Source organism: Novosphingobium colocasiae (assembly GCF_014652555.1).
In the GTDB taxonomy this organism is placed as follows: domain Bacteria; phylum Pseudomonadota; class Alphaproteobacteria; order Sphingomonadales; family Sphingomonadaceae; genus Novosphingobium; species Novosphingobium colocasiae.
Genome location: NZ_BMZA01000001.1, coordinates 16457 through 37078, shown reverse-complemented (window position 1 = coordinate 37078; position 20622 = coordinate 16457). Strand labels below are relative to the sequence as shown.

The 20622-nt window shown below is 66.3% G+C and carries 21 protein-coding genes; 14 read left to right on the top strand and 7 right to left on the bottom strand.

Going from position 1 to position 20622, the window contains the following annotated elements:
• The first annotated feature begins 8 nt into the window (after positions 1 to 8).
• The 6 genes from IE122_RS00165 (at position 9) to IE122_RS00140 (ending at position 6770) form a co-directional block, all read left to right on the top strand.
• Positions 9 to 1070, top strand: coding sequence for a 5-(carboxyamino)imidazole ribonucleotide synthase (locus tag IE122_RS00165; protein WP_189619076.1), 1062 nt, complete (start codon positions 9 to 11; stop codon positions 1068 to 1070).
• Positions 1071 to 1181: 111 nt separating this feature from the next.
• Positions 1182 to 1679, top strand: coding sequence for a dihydrofolate reductase (locus tag IE122_RS00160; protein WP_189619075.1), 498 nt, complete (start codon positions 1182 to 1184; stop codon positions 1677 to 1679).
• 13 nt (positions 1680 to 1692) lie between these two features.
• The gene (locus IE122_RS00155) at positions 1693 to 2619 is read left to right on the top strand and encodes a bifunctional riboflavin kinase/FAD synthetase (RefSeq protein WP_189619074.1); all 927 of its coding nucleotides are present in this window, start codon (positions 1693 to 1695) and stop codon (positions 2617 to 2619) included.
• Between the two features lie 73 nt (positions 2620 to 2692).
• A complete protein-coding gene (locus IE122_RS00150) occupies positions 2693 to 5812 on the top strand; it encodes an isoleucine--tRNA ligase (protein ID WP_189619073.1) in 3120 nt (1039 codons plus the stop codon).
• Positions 5812 to 6348: a signal peptidase II gene (gene lspA, locus IE122_RS00145; protein WP_189619072.1), complete on the top strand. Its 537-nt coding sequence runs from the start codon at positions 5812 to 5814 to the stop codon at positions 6346 to 6348. Before IE122_RS00150 ends, lspA begins: the two co-directional genes overlap by 1 nt.
• Positions 6348 to 6770 (top strand): DUF3035 domain-containing protein, encoded by a 423-nt coding sequence (locus IE122_RS00140; RefSeq protein WP_373299073.1) that lies wholly within the window; start codon positions 6348 to 6350, stop codon positions 6768 to 6770. The genes lspA and IE122_RS00140 overlap by 1 nt, the downstream gene beginning before the upstream one ends.
• Before the next feature lie 152 nt (positions 6771 to 6922).
• On the opposite strand, the gene IE122_RS00135 is transcribed toward IE122_RS00140, so the two are convergent.
• Positions 6923 to 7804, bottom strand: coding sequence for a UTP--glucose-1-phosphate uridylyltransferase (locus IE122_RS00135; protein ID WP_189619071.1), 882 nt, complete (start codon positions 7802 to 7804; stop codon positions 6923 to 6925).
• Between the two features lie 147 nt (positions 7805 to 7951).
• On the opposite strand from IE122_RS00135, the gene murA reads away from it, so the two are divergent.
• A complete protein-coding gene (gene murA / locus IE122_RS00130) occupies positions 7952 to 9235 on the top strand; it encodes a UDP-N-acetylglucosamine 1-carboxyvinyltransferase (protein WP_189619070.1) in 1284 nt (427 codons plus the stop codon).
• A gap of 69 nt (positions 9236 to 9304) precedes the next feature.
• Positions 9305 to 9517: a hypothetical protein gene (locus tag IE122_RS00125; RefSeq protein WP_189619069.1), complete on the top strand. Its 213-nt coding sequence runs from the start codon at positions 9305 to 9307 to the stop codon at positions 9515 to 9517.
• 55 nt (positions 9518 to 9572) lie between these two features.
• Here IE122_RS00125 and IE122_RS00120 read toward each other — a convergent pair whose 3' ends face one another.
• The 3 genes from IE122_RS00120 to IE122_RS00110 all read right to left on the bottom strand — a co-directional run bounded on the left by IE122_RS00120 (position 9573) and on the right by IE122_RS00110 (position 11497).
• Positions 9573 to 9806, bottom strand: coding sequence for a ribbon-helix-helix domain-containing protein (locus tag IE122_RS00120; protein ID WP_189619068.1), 234 nt, complete (start codon positions 9804 to 9806; stop codon positions 9573 to 9575).
• A gap of 41 nt (positions 9807 to 9847) precedes the next feature.
• Positions 9848 to 10570: an acetoacetyl-CoA reductase gene (gene phbB, locus IE122_RS00115; protein WP_189619067.1), complete on the bottom strand. Its 723-nt coding sequence runs from the start codon at positions 10568 to 10570 to the stop codon at positions 9848 to 9850.
• Positions 10571 to 10732: 162 nt separating this feature from the next.
• Entirely contained in the window at positions 10733 to 11497 is a 765-nt protein-coding gene (locus IE122_RS00110; RefSeq protein ID WP_229813593.1) for a Rho GTPase-activating protein, read from the bottom strand.
• A gap of 203 nt (positions 11498 to 11700) precedes the next feature.
• Here IE122_RS00110 and IE122_RS00105 point away from each other — a divergent pair, with 203 nt between their 5' ends.
• The 5 genes from IE122_RS00105 (at position 11701) to IE122_RS00085 (ending at position 17872) form a co-directional block, all read left to right on the top strand.
• Positions 11701 to 12168, top strand: coding sequence for a DUF3576 domain-containing protein (locus IE122_RS00105; protein ID WP_189619066.1), 468 nt, complete (start codon positions 11701 to 11703; stop codon positions 12166 to 12168).
• Between the two features lie 76 nt (positions 12169 to 12244).
• Complete coding sequence (leuS, locus tag IE122_RS00100; protein ID WP_189619698.1) at positions 12245 to 14758, top strand: leucine--tRNA ligase; 2514 nt, start codon at positions 12245 to 12247, stop codon at positions 14756 to 14758.
• A gap of 65 nt (positions 14759 to 14823) precedes the next feature.
• On the top strand, positions 14824 to 15258 hold the full coding sequence (gene lptE / locus IE122_RS00095) for an LPS assembly lipoprotein LptE (protein WP_189619697.1): 435 nt from the start codon (positions 14824 to 14826) through the stop codon (positions 15256 to 15258).
• 13 nt (positions 15259 to 15271) lie between these two features.
• Positions 15272 to 16327 (top strand): DNA polymerase III subunit delta, encoded by a 1056-nt coding sequence (gene holA, locus IE122_RS00090; RefSeq protein ID WP_189619065.1) that lies wholly within the window; start codon positions 15272 to 15274, stop codon positions 16325 to 16327.
• A 144-nt stretch (positions 16328 to 16471) separates the two neighbouring features.
• Positions 16472 to 17872, top strand: coding sequence for a sugar transferase (locus IE122_RS00085; RefSeq protein WP_189619064.1), 1401 nt, complete (start codon positions 16472 to 16474; stop codon positions 17870 to 17872).
• A gap of 143 nt (positions 17873 to 18015) precedes the next feature.
• Here IE122_RS00085 and IE122_RS00080 read toward each other — a convergent pair whose 3' ends face one another.
• Genes IE122_RS00080 through IE122_RS00070 form a run of 3 tightly spaced genes read right to left on the bottom strand, consistent with a single transcriptional unit; the run spans position 18016 to position 19814 of the window.
• On the bottom strand, positions 18016 to 18534 hold the full coding sequence (locus IE122_RS00080; RefSeq protein ID WP_229813592.1) for an LptA/OstA family protein: 519 nt from the start codon (positions 18532 to 18534) through the stop codon (positions 18016 to 18018).
• The gene (locus IE122_RS00075) at positions 18531 to 19178 is read right to left on the bottom strand and encodes an LPS export ABC transporter periplasmic protein LptC (RefSeq protein ID WP_189619063.1); all 648 of its coding nucleotides are present in this window, start codon (positions 19176 to 19178) and stop codon (positions 18531 to 18533) included. Before IE122_RS00075 ends, IE122_RS00080 begins: the two co-directional genes overlap by 4 nt.
• 12 nt (positions 19179 to 19190) lie before the next feature.
• Positions 19191 to 19814: a ribonuclease D gene (locus tag IE122_RS00070; RefSeq protein WP_189619062.1), complete on the bottom strand. Its 624-nt coding sequence runs from the start codon at positions 19812 to 19814 to the stop codon at positions 19191 to 19193.
• Positions 19815 to 19923: 109 nt separating this feature from the next.
• On the opposite strand from IE122_RS00070, the gene IE122_RS00065 reads away from it, so the two are divergent.
• Positions 19924 to 20619 (top strand): uracil-DNA glycosylase, encoded by a 696-nt coding sequence (locus IE122_RS00065; RefSeq protein WP_189619061.1) that lies wholly within the window; start codon positions 19924 to 19926, stop codon positions 20617 to 20619.
• Positions 20620 to 20622: the final 3 nt, after the last annotated feature.

The following is a 20622-nucleotide window of genomic DNA, read 5'->3' as shown; positions in this document are numbered from 1 at the left end:
AAACGGCGATGATCGAACCGGGCGCAACCATCGGCATCCTCGGCGGGGGGCAGCTTGGGCGGATGATCGCCGTGGCCGCCGCGCAACTGGGCTATCACTGCCACATCTACGCGCCCGAGCCCGAAAGCGCCTCGGTCGCCGCCGAGGTGGCGCTGCGCTATACCCAAGGGGAATACGACGATACCGCCGCGCTGGCCGCCTTCGCCGCCGACTGCGCGGTGGTCACATACGAGTTCGAGAACGTGGCGATCGGGGTGCTCGAACGGCTGGCGCTCGATGTCGTGCGGCCAAGCGTCAAGGCTCTGGTCACCGCACAGGACCGGATGAACGAGAAGACGTTCGTGACCGATCTGGGCGGCAAGCCGGCACCGTTCGCGGCGGTGGACAGCGCCGCCGATCTGGCCGCGGCGATGGCGCGGATCGGCACGCCCGGCATCCTCAAGACGCGGCGCGACGGCTATGACGGCAAGGGGCAGTGGCGGATCATGCATCCCGCCAATGCGGACGGGCTGGACCTGCCCGGCCAGCCGCTGATCTACGAAGGCTTCATCGATTTCTTCGCCGAATTCTCGGTCATCGCCTGTCGCGGCGGCGATGGCGCGGTGCGGTTCTGGGACAGCGCACGCAACGTCCACGAGAACGGCATCCTTGCCACCAGCACCGCCCCCGCCCCGGCCGAGGTGCTGGCGCAAGTGCCCGAAGCGCGCGCGCTCGCGGCGCGGGTGGCCGACGCGCTGGATTATGTCGGCGTGCTGACCTGCGAATTCTTCGCCACCACGGACGGCCCGGTGTTCAACGAAATGGCCCCGCGCGTCCACAATTCCGGGCACTGGACGATCGAGGGCGCGCTCACCAGCCAGTTCGAGAACCATGTCCGCGCGATCTGCGGCCTGCCGCTGGGCGATACCGCGCTTGCCGCCAAGGGCGTGGAAATGCGCAACCTGATCGGTGCGGCGGCGAACGACTGGGCGGCGATCCTTGCCGATCCGGCCAGCCACCTGCACCTTTACGGCAAGGCCGAAGCGCGCGAGGGCCGCAAGATGGGCCACGTGACGCGGCTCACACTCTGATGGTTACGCCCCGCTCCCCTTCATCCGTTCGTGTCAAGCGCAGTCGAGACACGCTGGCGTGGTGCTTGCGTGTCTCGACTGCGCTCGACACGAACGGGTAGGTTCGAAAACGTGCGCGATATCATCCTGGTCTATGCGCGGGCCGAAAACGGCGTGATCGGGCGCGATGGTGCACTGCCCTGGCATCTGCCCGCCGATCTGAAGCACTTCAAGGCGACGACGCTGGGCCCCGATGGCAAGGGGCTGCCGATGATCATGGGCCGCAAGACGTTCGACAGCTTTCCCGCCCCCCTGCCCGGCCGCCGTCATATCGTCCTGACCCGCGATACCACATGGCAGGCCACCGGGGCTGAAGTGGCGCACACCGTGGCCGACGCGCTGGCGCTGGCCGGTGAAGGCGACATTGCGGTGATCGGGGGGGCGGAGATCTATGCCCTGTTCGAACCGATCGCCACGCGGGTGGAGCTGACCGAGATCGCCGGGGCTTACGAGGGCGATACGGTGATGCCGCCGCTCGGCCCGCACTGGCACGAGAGCCGCCGCGAGGCGCACCCGGCCGAGGGCGCGCGCCCCGCTTACGCTTTCGTGACGCTCGTGCGCGGCCTATAGGCACCAGCCGACCATGATTCGCCTCGACAGCCGCCTCCCCGTCCCCGCAGACCTGCACGGTGCCGTCCTGGCGCTGGGCAATTTCGACGGGTTCCATCTGGGACATCAGGCAGTGGTCGGCGCGGCGCTGGACTGGGCGCGGGCCGAAGGGCGGCCGATGATCGTCGCCACCTTCGATCCCCATCCGATGCGGCTGTTCCAGCCCGATGCGCCACCGTTCCGGCTGACCACGCTGGACCAGCGACAGGACCTGTTCGGCGCGTTCGGTGCCGATGCCATGCTGGTGCTGCACTTCGATGCCGGCATGGCCGCGCTGTCACCCCGTGAATGGGTGGAAGACATGCTGGTCGGCCACCTGCGCGCGCGCGGGGTGGTGACCGGAGAGGATTTCACCTTCGGCAAGGGCCGCGCCGGCACGCCGAAGATTCTGGCCGAACTGGGCAAGCCGCACGGCCTGTCGGGTCGTGCCGTCGGCGCGGTGCGCGATGCCGACGGCGTCGTCTCTTCCAGCCGCATCCGGGCGGCGCTCCACGCCGGCGATTGCGCCACCGCCGCGCGGCTGCTGACCCGCCCTTTCGCGATTCGCGGCACCGTCCAGCATGGCGACAAGCTGGGCCGTACCATCGGGTTTCCCACCGCCAACATCGATATGGGCACCTATCTGCGCCCGGCTTACGGCGTCTACGCCGTCACAGGCCGCATGCCTGATGGACGCACCGTGGCGGGGGCGGCGAACCTGGGGGTGCGGCCGCATTTCGATCCGCCCAAGGAACTGCTCGAACCGCATTTCTTCGATTTTTCCGGCGATCTTTATGGCCAGGAGATCGAGGTGGCGTTCCGCCACTTCCTGCGGCCAGAGGCAAAGTTCGAAACGCTCGATGCGCTGACCGCGCAGATCGCGGCGGATTGCGAAAAGGCACGGGCGCTGTTGGCCGGGTAATCGACCGCCACCCGCCGGGCAGGCAAACTCCCAAATTGCGAAACGCCGCGCGCCCCGCTAAGGCCCGCCGGTTATGACCGAACAGCGCGACTATAGAAGCACCGTCTTCCTGCCGAAGACCGATTTCCCCATGAAGGCCGGGCTCCCCCAGAAGGAGCCGGGCATTCTGGCGCGCTGGTTGGAACAGGACATTTACGCCCGCACCCGCGCCGCGCGCGCCGGGCGCGAACAGTTCATCCTCCACGACGGCCCGCCTTATGCCAACGGCGACATGCACATCGGCCATGCGCTGAACCATATTCTGAAAGACATGGTGGTGCGCACCCAGACCCTGCTGGGCAAGGACGCGCCCTATGTGCCCGGCTGGGACTGCCACGGCCTGCCCATCGAATGGAAGGTCGAGGAGGAATACCGCAAGAAGAAGAAGAACAAGGACGAGGTCCCGGCGGTCGAATTCCGCGCCGAATGCCGCGCCTATGCCCAGAACTGGGTCAACGTCCAGCGCGAGCAGTTGAAGCGGCTCGGCGTCAACGGCAACTGGGACAAGCCGTACCTGACGATGGACCCGGAGGCCGAAGGCACCATCGTTTCCGAGCTGCTCAAGTTCGCCGAAAGCGGCCAGCTCTATCGCGGCGCGAAGCCGGTGATGTGGTCCCCGGTCGAAAAGACCGCGCTGGCCGAGGCCGAAGTGGAATACGAGGACATCACCTCGACCCAGATCGACGTGGCGTTCGAGATCGTTGAGTCGCCGATCGCGGAGCTGGTTGGCGCCTATGCGGTGATCTGGACGACGACGCCGTGGACGATCCCGGTCAACCAGGCTTTGGCGTATGGGCCTGAGGTTGAGTACACTTTAGAAGAATGCGATGATGGACGCCGCTATTTGGCGGCTGGGCCTCTTCAGGCGGCCATGCACGCTCGTGCTTGGGGAGCGTCTGAAGCTAGTGCAACTAAGCTGATTTGGCGCGGTAAAGGCTCCGAACTCGCCGGAACCATCGCCAGCCACCCCATGGCCAGTCTTTTCCGTCACCCCGGGCTTGACCCGGGGTCCCGCTCGAATGCGAGCGCGGCGCGGGAAAGCAGCGGGGCCCCGGATCAAGCCCGGGGCGACGGGGCTGAGGACGACACTTCTCCCCTCCCCTTCAGGGGAGGGGCCGGGGGTGGGCGCGCGCCGTCTGGCGCTGCGTCCGCCGAGAGCCCCCACCCCAACCCCTCCCCTGAAGGGGAGGGGCTTGCGGGTCTGAATCCGGAATCTCCGCTTGCCGAATTCTTCCTGCGCCCGCGCCCGTTCCTGCCCGGCGATTTCGTCACCACGGAAAGCGGCACCGGCCTGGTCCACATGGCCCCCGATCATGGCGAGGATGACTTCCTGCTGTGCAAGGAACACGGCATCAACCCGGTGTTCGCGGTGGAAGGCGACGGCAAGTACCGCGCCGACTGGGCGTGGCTGGGCGGCGAAGGCTCGGTCATCAATCCCAAGTTCAACGCGCCCGACGGGCCCATCTGCACCGCGCTTCGCGAAGCCGGCGGGCTGCTGGCGGCGAGCGCGGATTATAAACATTCCTACCCGCATTCGTGGCGTTCGAAGGCCAAGGTGATCTTCCGCTGCACGCCGCAGTGGTTCGTGCCGATGGACCAGCCTCTCCCCTCCCGCTTGCGGGAGGGGCCGGGGGTGGGCCTGTCGGACACCAGCGCTGCGGAAACAAGCCCACCCCTAACCCCTCCCGCAAGCGGGAGGGGGACGCTGCGCCAGACCGCGCTGGCAGCCATCGGCGATACCCGCTTCGTGCCAGACAAGGGCCGCAACCGCATCGGCGCGATGGTGGAAGGGCGGCCGGACTGGGTGCTTTCGCGCCAGCGCGCCTGGGGCGTGCCGATCACGCTGTTCGTTGATCGCAAGAACGGCCAGTACCTGGTCGACCCGGCGGTCAATGCCCGCATCGTAGCGGCCGTCCGTGCCGAGGGCGTGGACGCCTGGTCGGACGAACGCGCGCAGGAATATCTGGGCGATGCCTATCGCGCCGAGGATTTCGAGCGGGTGACCGACATTCTCGACGTGTGGTTCGATTCGGGCTCTACCCATGCCTTCGTGCTGGAATCGGGCAAGTGGCCCGAACTGCTGCGTCCCGATGGCTATGAAGGACCGCACGCCGACCTGTACCTCGAAGGGTCGGACCAGCATCGCGGCTGGTTCCAGTCCTCGCTGCTCGAAGCCTGCGCCACGCGCGGCCATGCGCCGTACAAGGCGGTGCTGACTCACGGCTTCACCATGGACGCCAAGGGCCTCAAGATGTCGAAGTCGCTTGGCAACACGGTCAGCCCGATCAAGGTGATGGAGACCAACGGCGCGGACATCATCCGCCTGTGGGCGCTCTCGGTCGATTACACCGAAGACCACCGCATCGGCGACGAGATCCTCAAGGGCGTGGCCGACCAGTACCGCAAGCTGCGCAACACCCTGCGCTATCTGCTGGGCGCGCTGGACGGGTTGAGCGATGCGGAACGCCTGCCGGTGGACCAGATGCCCGAGCTGGAGCGCTATGTGCTGGCGCTGCTGGGCAAGCTGGACGCCACCTTGCGCCAGGCGGTCGATGACTTCGACTTCAACACTTATGTCCGCGCGCTGCTGGATTTCTGCAACGAGGACCTGTCGGCCTTCTTCTTCGATATCCGCAAGGACTGCCTCTATTGCGACAGCCCGGCCGATCCCAAACGCCGCGCCTATCGCACCGTGCTCGACATGCTGTTCCACGCGCTGGTGCGCTATGCCGCGCCGGTGATCGTGTTCACCGCCGAGGAAGTCTGGCAGAGCCGTTACCCCGACAGCGACAGTGTGCACCTGCTGGAATGGCCGGAAGTGCCGGCGATCAACGCCGATGACGAGCGCTGGTCGGCGCTGCGCACCCTGCGTGCCGCCGTCACCGAGGCGATCGAGCCGTTGCGGCGTGAAAAGGTGATCGGATCGAGCCTGGCCGCCGAGGTCACGGTTCCGGCTTCCGCTCCCGAGGGCGATTTGGCCGAACTGTTCATCAGCGGGACAGTGCATCGCGGCGATGGAGAGGGCGTGTCCGTCGCGCCTTCTTCCGATGCCAAATGCGGCCGCTGCTGGCGGCATCTGCCCGATGTGGCCGAAGACGGCGCGCTGTGCGGGCGGTGCGAGGATGTGGTCGCCGAGATCGAGGCTGAAGCCTGATGGCCGATGCGGCTGCTTCGCCCTGGCGCGCCCGCGCGATGGGGCTGGTCCTGGCGCTGGTGGTCTATGCGATCGATCAGGGGATCAAGGCGTGGCTGCTGGGCCCGCTGCGCCTGCGAGATGTGGGCGTGATCGATCTGCTGCCGATCTTCGATCTGCGCTGGACCGCGAACCAGGGCGTCTCGCTCGGCCTGTTTACCGCCGACTCGATCGAAGGGCGGATCGCGCTGATCGCGCTGACCGGGGTGATCGCACTGTTCGTGCTGGTGTGGATGCTGCGCGAACGGGCGGCGGCCGATATCGCGGCGCTGGCGCTGGTACTGGGCGGGGCGCTGGGCAACATCACGGACCGCTATCTGCTGGGCCATGTCACCGATTATGCCGATCTGCATTTCGGGGAATTCCGCCCGTTCCTGATCTTCAATTTCGCCGATGCCGCGATTACCGTGGGCGTCCTGATTATTCTTGCCCGATCCCTGCTTTCGCGCGACAAGCCCGAAACGACAGCCGATACCTCTTCGAAAGAGCCGATCTGATGCCCATGAAAAAGCGTGCCATCCTCACCGCCGCCGCAGTCGCCACCGGCGCGCTGCTGCTTTCCGGCTGCGGCAGCACCGGCCTGTTCAACCGTGACCGTCCCGATGAATTCGCCGTGCAGCGCCAGGCGCCGCTGGTGGTCCCGCCCGATTTCTCGCTCTCCCCGCCCAATCAGGGGGAACCGCGCCCCAGCGACGACACGCTGCAGTCGCAGACGCTCGATGCGCTGTTCGGCGGCCCCCAGGCCCGGTCCGAGATCGAGAAGACCACGCTGGGCCTCGCCGGTACATCCTCGCCGGCGATCCGTTCGGTGGTGGGCGATGAAAACACCCACACCGTCGCCAAGGGCCAGGTGACCCGCCAGATCCTCGCCGCCCCGCAGGGAGATGGCCGCGATGCCCAGACGGTGATCGGCGGCTGATCCTTTCGGCGCAGTGCTGACCGGATAGGACAGCAATTCCGCCCATTTGCGTCTCCCCGGACAACGGATTGGTCGGTGTCGAGCGTGGCCAAAATGAAAAAAGGCCGGCCCATCAGGGTCCGGCCTTTTCGTTTGTCATGGGATCGCTGCCCTCACCCCAGCAGCTTCTTCGCGATTTCGCGCACTTCGCTGCCGATATCCTCCCGATCCAGCGCGATCGCCAGCGTCGCCTCGACGAAGCCGACTTTCGATCCGCAATCGAACCGCTTGCCGGCGAAGGTGACGGCGTGGAACGGCTGCACGCCGATCAGCTTGGCCATCGAATCGGTCAACTGGATCTCGCCGCCGGCACCTTTGCCCTGGGTTTCCAGCAGCCCCATGATTTCGGGCTGGAGGATGTAGCGGCCGGACACGATCTTGTTGGACGGGGCATCGGCCACCTTGGGCTTTTCGACCAGACCCTTGACCTCGGTCAGCGCGCCGTTCGATTCGCCCGGCGCGATCACGCCGTAGCTCGAAACTTCCTCAATCGGCACTTCGAGCACCGAGACGAGGTTGCCGCCCACCTCATTATAGGCTTCGACCATCTGCGCCATGCAGCCGGGCGAGCCGTACATCAGTTCGTCGGGCAGGAAGATCGCGAAGGGTTCATCGCCGATCACCGCGCGCGCGCACCACACCGCGTGGCCCAGCCCCAACGGCACCTGCTGGCGCACGGTGACGAGGTTGCCCGGCTGGATGCGGGTGGGATCGAGCGGTTCCAGGCTCTTGCCGCGCCCGGTCATCGTCGCTTCGAGTTCGTAGGCGGTATCGAAATGTTCGACGATCGCGGTCTTGCCACGGCCGGTGACGAAAACGAATTCCTCGATACCCGCCTCGCGCGCTTCATCGACAGCGTACTGGATCAGCGGCCGGTCGACGACGGGGAGCAGTTCTTTGGGGATCGCCTTGGTGGCGGGAAGAAAGCGGGTGCCGAGGCCGGCGACGGGGAACACCGCCTTGCGGACGGGTTTGCGGACTTTCGGGTCGGTCATGCGCGGATACTTGGCCTTCCAATGTTGCAATGCGGTTAAAGCGGCTTCGCAGGAGCGATGCAACCGCCTTGGGAAAAACTCGCAGGAGTTGTCACACGGGCCGGGCGGGATGATTGCCCGCGCCGCGTTTCGCGCTAAAGGCGATCCATGGACAAGATCATCATCCAGGGCGGACAGCGCCTTTCCGGCACCATTCCCGTATCGGGGGCCAAGAACGCAGCGCTGACGCTGCTGCCCTGCGCGCTGCTGACCGATGAACCGCTGACCCTGCGCAACCTGCCGCGCCTTGCCGATATCGACGGCTTCCAGCACCTGATGAACCAGTTCGGCGTCTCGACGATGATCGCCGGATCGCGGCCCGAGGATTTCGGCCGGGTGATGACGCTGCAGGCCACCCGCATCACCAGTTCGGTCGCGCCTTATGATCTGGTGCGCAAGATGCGCGCCTCGATCCTGGTGCTGGCCCCGATGCTGGCGCGGATGGGAGAGGCCACCGTATCGCTGCCCGGCGGCTGCGCCATCGGCAACCGGCCGATCGACCTGCACCTGAAAGCACTGGAAGCGATGGGCGCGAAGATCGAGCTGGCCGCAGGATATGTGAAGGCCATCGCCCCCGACGGCGGCCTGCCGGGCGGGCGCTATTCGTTCCCGGTCGTGTCGGTCGGCGCAACCGAGAATGCGCTGATGGCGGCGGTACTGTGCCGGGGCAAATCGACCCTCCACAACGCCGCGCGCGAGCCTGAGATCGTCGATCTGTGCAACCTGCTGGTGGCGATGGGCGCACAGATCGAGGGGATCGGCACTTCCGACATCACCATCCAGGGTGTCGACCGGCTGCACGGCGCAACCTACATGGTCATGCCCGATCGCATCGAGGCGGGCTCCTATGCCTGCGCTGCAGCCATCACCGGCGGTGACGTGCTGCTGAAGGGGGCCCGGATCGCGGATATGGAAGCGACCGTCCAGGCGCTGCGCGATGCCGGTGTCCATGTCGAGCCGCGCGCCGATGGCCTTTATGTCGCCGCTGACGGCAAGCTGAAGCCGGTCACCCTGTCCACCGCACCTTATCCGGGCTTCGCCACCGACATGCAGGCGCAGCTCATGGCGCTGCTGGCGCTGGCCGAAGGCTCCAGCGTGCTGACCGAGACCATTTTCGAAAACCGCTACATGCACGTTCCCGAACTCAACCGGATGGGCGCACGGATCGAGACCAAGGGCCGTACTGCCGTCGTCCACGGGGTCCAGAAGCTGACCGGGGCCGAAGTGATGGCGACCGACCTGCGCGCCTCGATGAGCCTGGTCATCGCCGGTCTCGCGGCAGAGGGCGAGACGCAGGTCCACCGTCTCTATCACCTCGACCGCGGTTACGAGCGGCTGGAAGAAAAGCTGGCGCTGGTGGGCGCGCAGATCGAACGGGTCGGCGGCGAATAAAGCGGCAGCGCGCAACCGCGCGCCCGATGGTGCGTTCCTCTGGGCACACACCCTGAAAGGAGCACTTCCATGGGACTGATCAAGATGGCCGTGGCCGGTGCGGCCGGCTATGCCCTTTACAAATATGCTACCCGCGAAAACGGGCAGGAAGTCTATGCCGGCGGTGCCCCGGTTCGCGATGCCGGGCCCGACGCCATGCAGACCCCGCCTAACCGTTGGAGCAAGACCGACCAGGCAATCGACGAAAGCTTCCCGGCCAGCGATCCGCCGTCGACTTATTGATCCGGCCGACCGGACAGTGAAAGGCGGCTCCCGCGCGGGGGCCGCCTTTTTCGCATCAGCGGCGGGACATGGTGGCGAGCCATACGCGGATGGCGCTGGCAAGGCCGGGCGGGGTCTGGGCCTCCAGCCGCTCGGCATCGATCCGCGCCACTAGCGCGTTGATTGGCACCCCCTGTTCGGCGGCGATCGCCTTCAGCAGGTCCCAGAACACCGGTTCGAGGCTGATCGAGGTCTTGTGCCCCGCAATCTCGATCGAGCGCTTGACGGGCGGATGATAAGGTGTGCTCATGGGGTGGGGGCATCACCCGCGAAGGCAATGCCCGTCATCCATCAATACATATGCTGGCCACCGTTGATCGAAAGGGTCGATCCGGTTATGAATTCGCCGTTTTCCGAGCATAGGAAGGCGCAGCCGCGGGCGATCTCGTGGGCATGGCCCAGCCGTCCGACTGGGATCTTGGCGACGATCTTTTCCAGCACCGGCGCGGGCACGGCAGCGACCATGTCGGTATCGATATAGCCCGGCGCGATGGCGTTGACGGTAACCCCGTACTTGGCCCCTTCCTGCGCCAGCGCTTTGGTGAAGCCGTGGATGCCCGATTTGGCGGCGGCATAGTTCACCTGTCCGTATTGACCGGCCTGTCCGTTGACCGAGCCGATGTTGACGATCCGGCCCCAGCCGCGTTCGCGCATGCCGGGAAAGCACGCCTTGGCCATGTTGAAGCAACCGCCGAGGTTGATTCGCATGACATCGTTCCAGTCATCGAACGTCATGCGGTGGAGCACGCCGTCTCGGGTGATGCCGGCGTTGTTGATGACGATATCGACCGGGCCGACATCCTGTTCGATCCTGGCGCAGCCTTCGAGCGTGGCTTCATGATCGCCGACGTCGAACTTGTAGGCGGCGATCCCGGTCCGTTCGGAAAAGGCCTGAGCCTTTTCGTCGTTGCCGGCATAATTGGCCACGACTGTGTGCCCACGGTCCTTCAGCGCCAGCGAAATCGCCTCACCGATCCCCCTTGTCCCCCCCGTCACGATTGCAACCCGTGCCATTTCGCCCCCTTCATTCCAAAATCCGCGTACCGCCCACGATGCTAAGAAATGGGCGCGCTGGTGGCAAGTATTGTGCGCGTCCTCATACAAAAAGATGAGACGGGGGAAGTGATGATGTACTTTACTATCGCGCCGACGGAAACTTGTGTCGCAAAGCGGCGATCAGAACCGGAACTGGGTACCAACGTAAACGGCTTGACTGTCCTGCTGCTTACCGTCGTTGAGGGGAACCAGCCGCTCGCGATCCTGTGAGTAGCGCACGCCGGCGGTGACATCGAGGTTCTCGGTCACACGGTATGCGCCGCCCAGATCGACCTCGCTGCCATCGCCGGAGAACGTGCGCGGGGAGCGGCCGGCGGCGCGCTTCTCGTCAAACGAGATGCGCGGCGAAAAGCGCGATTCGGTCGGCGTGGCACCGGGGGCCAGGCTGAAGGTCTTGAGACTGGGCAGATCGCCGGAACCGCGCGCGGCCGAAGGAGGCGGGTCCTGCGCAAAGTTCTGGTACCCGCGCGCGACCCCTAGGTTGAATGCCGTCTGCGATATGCGCAGCCGCGCCGGTTCGCTTTCGGCCAGCCCCCCGATCGCCTTGCCGCGCACGATGATCGAGCGCGCCACGCTGGGATCGACGCGCACCGCAACGGTGACCGAGCGGACCGAGCGGTCTGGCGTGCCGGCGGGCGTGAACGGCCAGCGCACGTTGCCGGTGCGGCTGGCAAGACTGCCCGCGCGACCGACGAGGTTTTCCGCTTCGGCCCCGAGATTGTCGATCGGGGTATTGCGACGCGCATCCGGCTGGAACGAGTTGCCGAAAGCGAGAACCGCGCTGGGCAGCGCCAGCAGGCCGACGCAGGCGAACAGCATCACGCCGGCGGTAGCGCCGCTGCGTCCCTGCTGGCCCTTGGCCTCAGCCGTTGTTCCCGAATTCACCTGTACGCTCCTCATGCGCCGCAACCGCGCTTCCTCACCCGTTCGATCGTGTCGCATCCTAGCTGAACCCGGCCTTGCCGTCACGCTGCGATCGCACGCGCGATGCATCTACTTGCCGCGTGCCTGCGGGCGGTTATAGAGGCGTTAAGCGGGCATGCCGGAAGGCCGGCGCCTTCGCAACAAGTCAGGAACCGGAAACGACTATGACAGGCATCACCGATACCGGCCGCACCAGGACGAGCATGCTGCTGCGCGCGGGGCTCTGCGCCACCGCGATCGTCGCCTTGGCCGGGTGCGGCGGCAAGAACCACCGGATGGCCGAACTCGCCCCCACGCAGGTGAACACGATCGGCGTCAACAGCTACCTGTGGCGCGCCAGTCTCGATTCGATTTCGTTCATGCCGCTCCTCCAGTCCGACAGCGCCGGCGGCGTGATCGTGACCGACTGGTACACCAACCCGAAGAACCCGGGCGAACGGGTCAAGGTGTCGATCATGATCCTCGACAAGGACCTGCGCGCCGATGCGCTCAAGGTCACCAGCGTGCGCGAAGTGGCAAGCGCGGGCGGCGGCTGGACCCCTGCCCCGGTGCAGGCCGCCACCGTCCAGAAGCTGGAAGACATCATCCTGACCCGCGCGCGCGATCTGCGCCGCAATTCGATGGGTGGCTGAGGCCAGCCACGCCGACCAAGCGCGCGGGTTGATGGGGCGGGTCCGCCCCGCCACCCGCGCAGGAGACAAGACTGTTATGACCGAGCGGTTCGATCCGGCGCAGGCCGACTTGCGCTGGCAGGCGGCGTGGGACCAAGCCCAGTGTTTCCGCGCCGACGACGCCTCGACCAAGCCCCGCAGCTATGTGCTGGAGATGTTCCCTTATCCGTCCGGGCGCATCCACATCGGCCACGTCCGCAACTATACGATGGGTGACGTGCTGGCCCGCTACAAGCGGATGCGCGGGCACGAAGTGCTCCACCCGATGGGCTGGGACGCCTTCGGAATGCCGGCCGAGAATGCGGCGATGGAAAAGGGCGTCCACCCGGGCGGCTGGACCCGCGAGAACATCGCCAACATGAAGGCGCAGCTCAAGCGACTCGGTTTCGCGCTCGACTGGAGCCGCGAGATCGCGACCTGCGAGCCGGAATATTACGGCCACGAACAGGCGCTGTTCCTTGACCTGTACGCCCACGATCTGGTCTACCGCAAGGAAAGCGCGGTCAACTGGGACCCGGTCGACATGACCGTGCTGGCGAACGAACAGGTGATCGACGGGCGCGGCTGGCGTTCGGGCGCGCTAGTCGAGAAGCGCAAGCTTTCGCAGTGGTTCCTGAAGATCACGGACTTTGCCGACGAACTGCTCGAAGGCCTGTCCACGCTCGACAAGTGGCCCGAGAAGGTGCGGGTCATGCAGGAGAACTGGATCGGCAAGAGCCAGGGTCTGCAGTTCGCTTTCGACCTATCGAACGGCGATACCCTTCCGGTCTACACGACCCGGCCCGACACCATCTTCGGGGCCAGCTTCTGCGCCGTTGCCGCCGATCATCCGGTGGCGCAGGCGGTGGCGGCAGCCGATCCCGCTGCGGCGGAATTCATCGCCCTGTGCAAGCAGGGCGGCACCACCGCGGCCGAACTTGAAACCGCCGAGAAGCTGGGCTTCGATACCGGCATCACCGCGCGGCACCCGTTCACCGGGGCTGACCTGCCGGTCTACATCGCCAACTTCGTGCTGATGGAATACGGCACCGGCGCGATCATGGCGGTCCCCGGCCACGACCAGCGCGATTTCGATTTCGCTACCAAGTACGGCCTGCCGATCCTGCGAGTAGTCGCGGCCAGCGCCGATGACGCTGCACGTCCGTTCGCCGGCGAGGCGGAGGCCGGCGACGGCATCTGCGTCAATTCGGGGTTCCTCGACGGGATGGCCGTGGCCGAAGCCAAGGCCGCCGTCATCGCGCGGGCGGAACAGGGCGGCTGGGGCGAGGGGAAGACCGTGTGGCGCCTGCGCGACTGGGGTGTTTCGCGCCAGCGCTATTGGGGCACGCCGATCCCGTTCATCCATTGCGAGATCTGCGGCGTGGTCCCGGTGCCCAAGAAGCACCTGCCGGTCACCCTGCCCGACGACGTCGACTTCGCGACCCCCGGCAACCCGCTCGACCGGCACCCGACCTGGAAGCACGTCGATTGCCCGCAGTGCGGCCACCCTGCCCGCCGCGAGACCGACACGCTCGACACGTTCGTCGATAGCTCATGGTACTTCCTGCGCTTCGCCAGCCAGCCCGCCGATGCGCCGTTCGACCCGGCAAAAATTGCCCAGTGGCTTCCGGTTGATCAGTATATCGGCGGGATCGAGCATGCGATCCTCCACCTGCTCTACGCCCGGTTCTGGACCCGCGCACTGGCGCGCATCGGCAAAATCGAAGTGCAGGAACCGTTCGCCAGCCTGTTCACGCAAGGGATGGTGACGCACGAGGTCTACAGCCGCGAAGAGGGCGGCCGCGACGTGTTCTTCGGCCCTTCCGAGATCGTGCGCAGCGGCGATGGCGCGACACTGAAGGCGGATGGCCAGCCGGTAACGGTCGGCAAGGTCATCAAGATGTCCAAGTCGAAGAAGAACGTGGTCGATCCGGACGAAATTGTCGCGACCTATGGGGCCGACGCAATCCGTTGGTTCATGCTGTCCGACAGCCCGCCCGAGCGCGACCTGCCGTGGTCCGAAGCCGGGATCGAAGGCTGTGCCCGCTTCGTCCAGCGGTTGTGGCGGCTGTTCGCCCAGTATGATGCCTCGGCCACCGGCGAGGACAAGGCGCTTGATCGCAAGACGCACCAGACCATCGCCGCGGTCGCCCAAGACATCGAGGCGCTGGGCTTCAACAAGGCGGTCGCCCGCATTTACGAGCTGACCGGCGCGACCGAAAAGGCCGCGCCTTCGGCCAGCCGCTCCGCCGCGATCCGGGCGCTGCTGCTGCTGATCGGGCCGATGATGCCGCACCTGGCGGAAGAAGCCTTCGCCGGGTTCGGCGAAGGGCTGGTGGCCGAAGCGGCTTGGCCCGATGTCGATCCGGCCCTGCTGGTGGACGACGAGGTGACCATCGCCGTTCAGGTCAAGGGCAAGCTGCGCGATACACTCACCGTCGCCAAGGGTACGCCCAAGGACGATCTGGAGGCGCTTGCCCTGGCGAGCGAGAAGGTGCAGCGTGCGCTGGATGGAGCTCCCGTGCGCAAGATCATCGTCGTCCCTGACCGTCTCGTGAACCTCGTCGCGTGAAGCGGCCCGCATGCATCCTGGCCGCCGCGCTGGCCCTGCTGGTCGCGGGCTGCGGCCTGTCGCCGATGTACGCCGGCGGCGGCAGCGGCACGGTAGCGCGCGGGCTCGCGTCGATCGATGTCGCGGCCATCGAAGGGCAGGCCGGCTGGCTGGTGCGCAACGAGCTGGTCGACAAGATGGGCGCCGGCCGATCCGACGGCGCGCCGCGCTACCGGCTCGACGTGCGGCTGGACGACAAGCTCGAAGCCTTTGCAGTCCTGTCCGACGACACCGTGGGCCGCGAGCGGCGGACGCTGCGGGCGCGGTACCAGTTGGTCGATCTGTCTACCGGCGCGGTTGTCCTCGATGCCAGCGACGGTTCGGATGCCGGCATCGACGTGGTCGGGGCCGATTATGCGACGATCGCGGCCGAGCAGACCGCGCTGGAAAACCTGGCCCGCGATGTCGCCGCGCGGATCGTCATGCGGGTTTCCCTGCACTTGCGCGGGACCGGGAAATAAGCGCCGTGCGCTCGTGAAGGCCAGCAGCAAGGATTTCGCCGGGCTGGCGGCCCGCGCCGCGCGCGATGCGCGGATCTTCTTCTTCTGCGGCCCCGATGAAGCCGGTGCCGCCGATGCCGCCGACAGGATCGCCGCACTGCTGGCCGATCCGGGCGAGCGCGTGGAATTGGCCGGAGCCGATCTGCGCAAGGACCCCGTGCGGCTGGGCGACGAGGCGCGCTCGAACTCGCTGTTCGGCGGCAGCCGCCACATCTGGGTGCGCGCGCAGGGCGACGAAGCGCACGATGCGGTGCAGACGCTGATCGGCAGCGAGGTGGAGCCCTGCCCGGTGCTGATCGTCGCCACCGGGGCGACCGACAAGTCGCGCACCGCCAAGTTGCTGGCCGATCGCCCCGATGCGCTGGTGGCGATGTTCTGGCCACCCGATCTGGCGGCGGTGACCAGCGCCGTCAGGGCGATGGCGAACGGGGCCGGGCTCAAGCTGGGATCGGACCTGGCCGAGCGGATCGCCCGCGCCGCCGGGCTCGATACGCGGGTCGCGCGGTCGGAAGTGACCAAGCTGGCGCTCTATCGCGATGCCTCGGCCGAATCGCCCCAAGCGCTGACCGCCGCCGATCTCGACGCCGTGGCCGCCGCCACCGAGGACGATGATTTCGCCGCGCTGGTCGATGCAGTGCTGGGCGGACGGCGGCAGGCGATCGGCCCCGAACTGCGGCGGATGCGCGAATCGGGGATGAATCCGGTCGGCCTGCTGCTGGCATTCGAACGCCGCGCGGCGCAACTGGCGGCGCTGGCCTCGCGGCTGATGCCGGGCATGGACCTGGGCAATTTCCTGCGCGGCGAAGCGGCGGCGCGGCGGATTTTCTGGAAGGACCAGCCGGCGATCGCCGAGCAGTTGCGAATCTGGCGCGGGAATCGACTCGAACGGCTGGTCCTGCATCTTATTGCACTGCACCAAAAACTGCTGTCGTCGAGCCAGGATTCGGAGCTGTTGCTGGCCGAAGGGCTTGTCCATATCGGCCGAACCGCCTGTGCCGTTACAAAACATCCGACAAAAGAAACGGCTTAACGGAATCGACTTTCCCTTTGCGTCGGGCCAACCTAGGTCCTATACCTATTGCAGTGCAGCATTCTTCCGCTGATCTTCTGCATGACAGGGCAGTCCTAAGGGGGGCTATCGGCGGCAAGCGGCGATATGGGGAGTGCTGATTTCATGAACGCACCGATCAGTGTGCGCCCCGTTGTGACTGAGCGGAGTCATGTCGATGACTTGCTCGTCGCGCCCTCGCTCGAACGACGGCGTCTGCAATGCTACCTGGCGATACTTGTGGGCGATGTCGTCGCCATCCTCTGCGCCTTCGGGCTGACCGGCTATCTCGAATTCGGCCGCCCCGGCATGGCGGAATCGCTGATTCAGGCGCAAGTCATCCTGCCGCTGTTCATCACCATCGCGCTTTATAACGGCTCCTATTCGATGGACACGCTGCGCTATCACTGGCGCGGCCTGTTCAAGGCGCAAGTGGCGCTGCTGCTGGCGATGGTCACCGTTGTCTTCGTTCACTTCCTGGCCAAGACGTCGAGCGACTTTTCCCGCTTCGCCTTCCTCAGCGGCTGTGCGCTGGCACTAATGACGGTGGCGTGGCTGCGGCTGCAGATGCGCAGCGTGGTCGGCTGGCGCTGCGGTGCCAATGTGATGAACGAACTGGTCGTCGATGACGGCGGGCCGATGGTCAAGCTGCCCGGCGCGATCCGCATTTCCGCCGCCGCCATGGGCATCCGCCCCAACCTTTCGGACCCGCAGACCCTCGACCGGCTTGGCCTCGTGCTGCGGAACATCGACCGCGTGATCGTCAGTTGCCCGCCCGAACGCCGGGCCGACTGGGCGATGATGCTCAAGGGTGCCAACGTCGATGGCGAAGTGCTGGACGATGAAGTGGTGCGGCTGGGCGCGCAAGGCGCGCGGGTATCGAACGGTTATGGCCTGTTGATGGTCTCGGCCGGCCCGCTGGGCCTGCGCGATCGCGCGCTCAAGCGGCTGTTCGATGTGACCTTTGCCGCTTCGGCGATCTTCGCGCTGTCACCGCTGCTGATTGCGGTGGCGGTGGCGGTGAAGTTGCAGGACGGCGGGCCGGTGTTCTTCACCCAGCGCCGCATGGGCCGGGGCAACCGCTTCTTCAACATGTACAAGTTCCGGTCGATGACCCAGGCCTTGTGCGATGCGCAGGGGAATGTCTCGGCGTCGAAAGACGATCAGCGGATTACCCGCGTCGGCAAGTTCATCCGCTCGACCAGCATCGATGAACTGCCGCAGCTCTTCAATGTGCTGTTGGGTGACATGAGCCTGGTCGGGCCACGCCCGCATGCCACCGGTTCGCTGGCCGGCGAGAAGCTGTTCTGGGAAGTCGACCAACGCTACTGGCAGCGCCACTCGCTCAAGCCCGGCCTCAGCGGGCTGGCCCAGGTCCGCGGCTTTCGCGGCGCGACTGACCATGAGGCCGATCTGGTCAACCGCCTCCAGTCCGATCTCGAATATCTCGAAGGCTGGACGATCACCCGCGATATCCAGATCCTGTTCCTGACCCTGCGCGTCCTGGTCCACGACCGGGCCTTCTGAGGGCCCGGTTCCCTACCGGATAGGACCGCCTGTGGGTGGTCAGCGCCCAGACCCAAGCGCGTCAAATCTCACCATTCTCCGTTCGTGTCGACACGAACGGAACTTGTGGCGGTGATTAACCCCCCGATGCTCCCGCCGCCGCGTCAGTTCTGCTTGGGGACGCTGAACGTACCGGTGACGCGCCCGCCCGATGCCGACGAGGTGTTGGTGTTGAGATCGATCACGAAGCGGCCACCGCGCAAGGTGTCGCCGTTGCCGCGCTTGAGCGAGGCGTTGCCGACCATGGTGATGATCTTCTTGTTGAAATCATAGATGCCGACATCGCCGGTCGCCAGCTCGTCACCGCGCGTGACGACCACGCCGCCGCTGGCCGTAATGCGTTGCAGCTTGAGCGAGGAACCGCTCGCCAGATCGACGATCGTGCGCGCCGCGCGCAGCCGCAGATCGGCCTGCTTCACATCCACATTGCCGGTCAGGATCACGCGATCCTGCTTGTCCTGCAGCTCGATCCGATCCGCCGAATAATCGACCGGTGCGTTCGAATTGTGCCCCCCGAAGCTCTGCGCATCGGACCGGGTCGTCACCGCAACGGCGGCGGTACCGGCAACCGACAGGGCAAGCAGGGCGCGCAGAAACGGGCGGTTCGCGGTGAGAGCGTTCACTTGGGTATCCTCATCTTGCCCGGTGTCATGTGCAGGTGCGCGCCGCCTTCGAGGACGACGGTGCGGTTTTCGAGATCGGCGGTGATCCGCTGGGCGGTGAAGGTGCCGCTGGGCAGCGTGCCCGCCACGCCGCCGCCGCCAACCGCCCGCTTGTTCTTGATGTCGATTGCGACGTTATTGGTGGTCATCCGGTACCCGTCAGCGGCATCGAACTGGACCGGGCCATCGACGTTCATCTGTTCAGCGTGGTAATCGTACACCCCGCGCCCGGCGCGAATATTCGCCGGGCCGTCGTTCAGCGCGATCTGCGCCACCAGGTTCTCCATGGCGACCTGCGGCACCTGCGCCGAGCGCTGCACGGCGCTGCCGGCGGTGACGAAGAACGCGCGGTTGCGGTTGTCCTTGCCGCTGTAGCGGGCATCGTTGACCGCCAGCCGTTCACGGGTGATCGCCACCTTGTTGCGATCGAGAAGGAAGCTGACTTCGCCGCGCGGAGACAGGGGAGCCAGCACCATTACGGCGACCATCACGCCGATGCCGGCGGGCAGCGCCTTGGCGAGGAAGGCGACGAGGCGATCATGCGAACCACCGGGCCGGGCGAACTGGCGCCGCCGGCTCATGATCCTGATCGACTCGACCGACATGCGCGCCTCGCCTCAGGCCGCTGCGTGGCTGAAGATATCGTGCTCCGGCCAGCCGGCAAGGTCCAGTTGCGCGCGCGCCGGCAGGAAATCGAAGCAGGCCTGCGCCAGCGCGGTGCGCCCTTCGCGGGCCAGCCGTTCGACAAGGATGGTGTGCATCGCGTGCAGATAGCGCACATCGGAAGCGGCATATTCGCGCTGCGCCTCGGACAGTTCCGGCGCGCCCCAGTCGCTCGACTGCTGCTGCTTGGATACTTCCTTGCCAAGCAGTTCGCGCACGAGGTCCTTGAGGCCGTGGCGATCGGTATAGGTGCGCACCAGCTTGCTGGCGATCTTCGTGCAGAACACCGGTGCCGCGGTCACGCCCAGGTAATGCTCCACGGCGGCGAGATCGAACCGCGCAAAGTGATAGAGCTTGAGCCGGGCGGGATCGGCCAGCACCGCCTTGAGGTTGGGCGCGGCGAAATCGCTGCCCGGCGCGAACCGCACCAGATGCTCATCGCCCTGCCCGTCGGATATCTGCAGCAGGCAGAGCCGGTCACGCGGGGTGATGAGCCCCATCGTCTCGGTATCGACAGCAACCGGACCGGGTGCGAGTATCCCTTCGGGGAGATCTTCTTCGTGGAGATAGACAGCCATGGCCTTCCGGTGCTTAGGGATTGCGCCGGGATTGCGCAATGGGCGCTGGCCCTGCACCCGGTCGAATCGCGGCATGCAACGGGTGCCGCGACAGGGAGATTTCAGCACCATGTCCGATCCCGCAGACCGCACTGCCGAAGCCGTGCCGCAAGGCTGGCGCGCGGCACTGGGCCCGGCGCTCGCCACCCCCGAAGCGCGCCAGCTTGGCCGCTGGCTGCGCGGGCAGGAGGCCGATGGCCGCACCATCTATCCACCGCGCGGGTCGCGGCTGGCGGCGCTGGAGCTGACCCCGCTCGATGCGGTGCGGGTGGTGATCCTGGGGCAAGACCCTTACCACGGCCCGGGACAGGCGCACGGTCTCGCCTTCTCGGTCGCGCACGGGGTGAAGGTGCCGCCATCGCTGATGAACATCTACAAGGAACTGCGCAGCGATTGCGGCATCGAACCACCCGGCCACGGCAATCTGGAACACTGGGCCCGGCAAGGCGTGCTGCTGCTCAACAACGCCCTTACGGTAGAGGCCGGGCAGGCCGGATCCCACCAGAACCGGGGCTGGGACGCGATCACTGACGCGGCCGTCGCAGCGGTTGCCGCCAAGACCGAGCCGTGCGTATTCCTGCTGTGGGGCAGTCACGCGAAAAAGAAGGCGATGCGTGTACCCGGCCTTGGCTCAAGCCACCATCTGGTGCTGACCGCCCCGCACCCCAGCCCGCTGTCGGCCCATTCCGGGTTCCTCGGCTGCCGCCACTTCAGCCAGGCCAATGCCTTTCTCGAAACGCACGGGCGCGGCCGGATCGACTGGTAGCGC

Coding starts and splice junctions, on each gene's coding strand:
- IE122_RS00165 (WP_189619076.1), top strand. CDS start 9: ATGATCGAACCGGGCGCAACCATCGGCATCCTCGGCGGGGGGCAGCTT.
- IE122_RS00155 (WP_189619074.1), top strand. CDS start 1,693: ATGATTCGCCTCGACAGCCGCCTCCCCGTCCCCGCAGACCTGCACGGT.
- IE122_RS00150 (WP_189619073.1), top strand. CDS start 2,693: ATGACCGAACAGCGCGACTATAGAAGCACCGTCTTCCTGCCGAAGACC.
- lspA (WP_189619072.1), top strand. CDS start 5,812: ATGGCCGATGCGGCTGCTTCGCCCTGGCGCGCCCGCGCGATGGGGCTG.
- IE122_RS00140 (WP_373299073.1), top strand. CDS start 6,348: ATGCCCATGAAAAAGCGTGCCATCCTCACCGCCGCCGCAGTCGCCACC.
- IE122_RS00135 (WP_189619071.1), bottom strand. CDS start 7,804: ATGACCGACCCGAAAGTCCGCAAACCCGTCCGCAAGGCGGTGTTCCCC.
- murA (WP_189619070.1), top strand. CDS start 7,952: ATGGACAAGATCATCATCCAGGGCGGACAGCGCCTTTCCGGCACCATT.
- IE122_RS00125 (WP_189619069.1), top strand. CDS start 9,305: ATGGGACTGATCAAGATGGCCGTGGCCGGTGCGGCCGGCTATGCCCTT.
- IE122_RS00120 (WP_189619068.1), bottom strand. CDS start 9,806: ATGAGCACACCTTATCATCCGCCCGTCAAGCGCTCGATCGAGATTGCG.
- phbB (WP_189619067.1), bottom strand. CDS start 10,570: ATGGCACGGGTTGCAATCGTGACGGGGGGGACAAGGGGGATCGGTGAG.
- IE122_RS00105 (WP_189619066.1), top strand. CDS start 11,701: ATGACAGGCATCACCGATACCGGCCGCACCAGGACGAGCATGCTGCTG.
- leuS (WP_189619698.1), top strand. CDS start 12,245: ATGACCGAGCGGTTCGATCCGGCGCAGGCCGACTTGCGCTGGCAGGCG.
- lptE (WP_189619697.1), top strand. CDS start 14,824: ATGTACGCCGGCGGCGGCAGCGGCACGGTAGCGCGCGGGCTCGCGTCG.
- IE122_RS00085 (WP_189619064.1), top strand. CDS start 16,472: ATGAACGCACCGATCAGTGTGCGCCCCGTTGTGACTGAGCGGAGTCAT.
- IE122_RS00075 (WP_189619063.1), bottom strand. CDS start 19,178: ATGTCGGTCGAGTCGATCAGGATCATGAGCCGGCGGCGCCAGTTCGCC.
- IE122_RS00070 (WP_189619062.1), bottom strand. CDS start 19,814: ATGGCTGTCTATCTCCACGAAGAAGATCTCCCCGAAGGGATACTCGCA.
- IE122_RS00065 (WP_189619061.1), top strand. CDS start 19,924: ATGTCCGATCCCGCAGACCGCACTGCCGAAGCCGTGCCGCAAGGCTGG.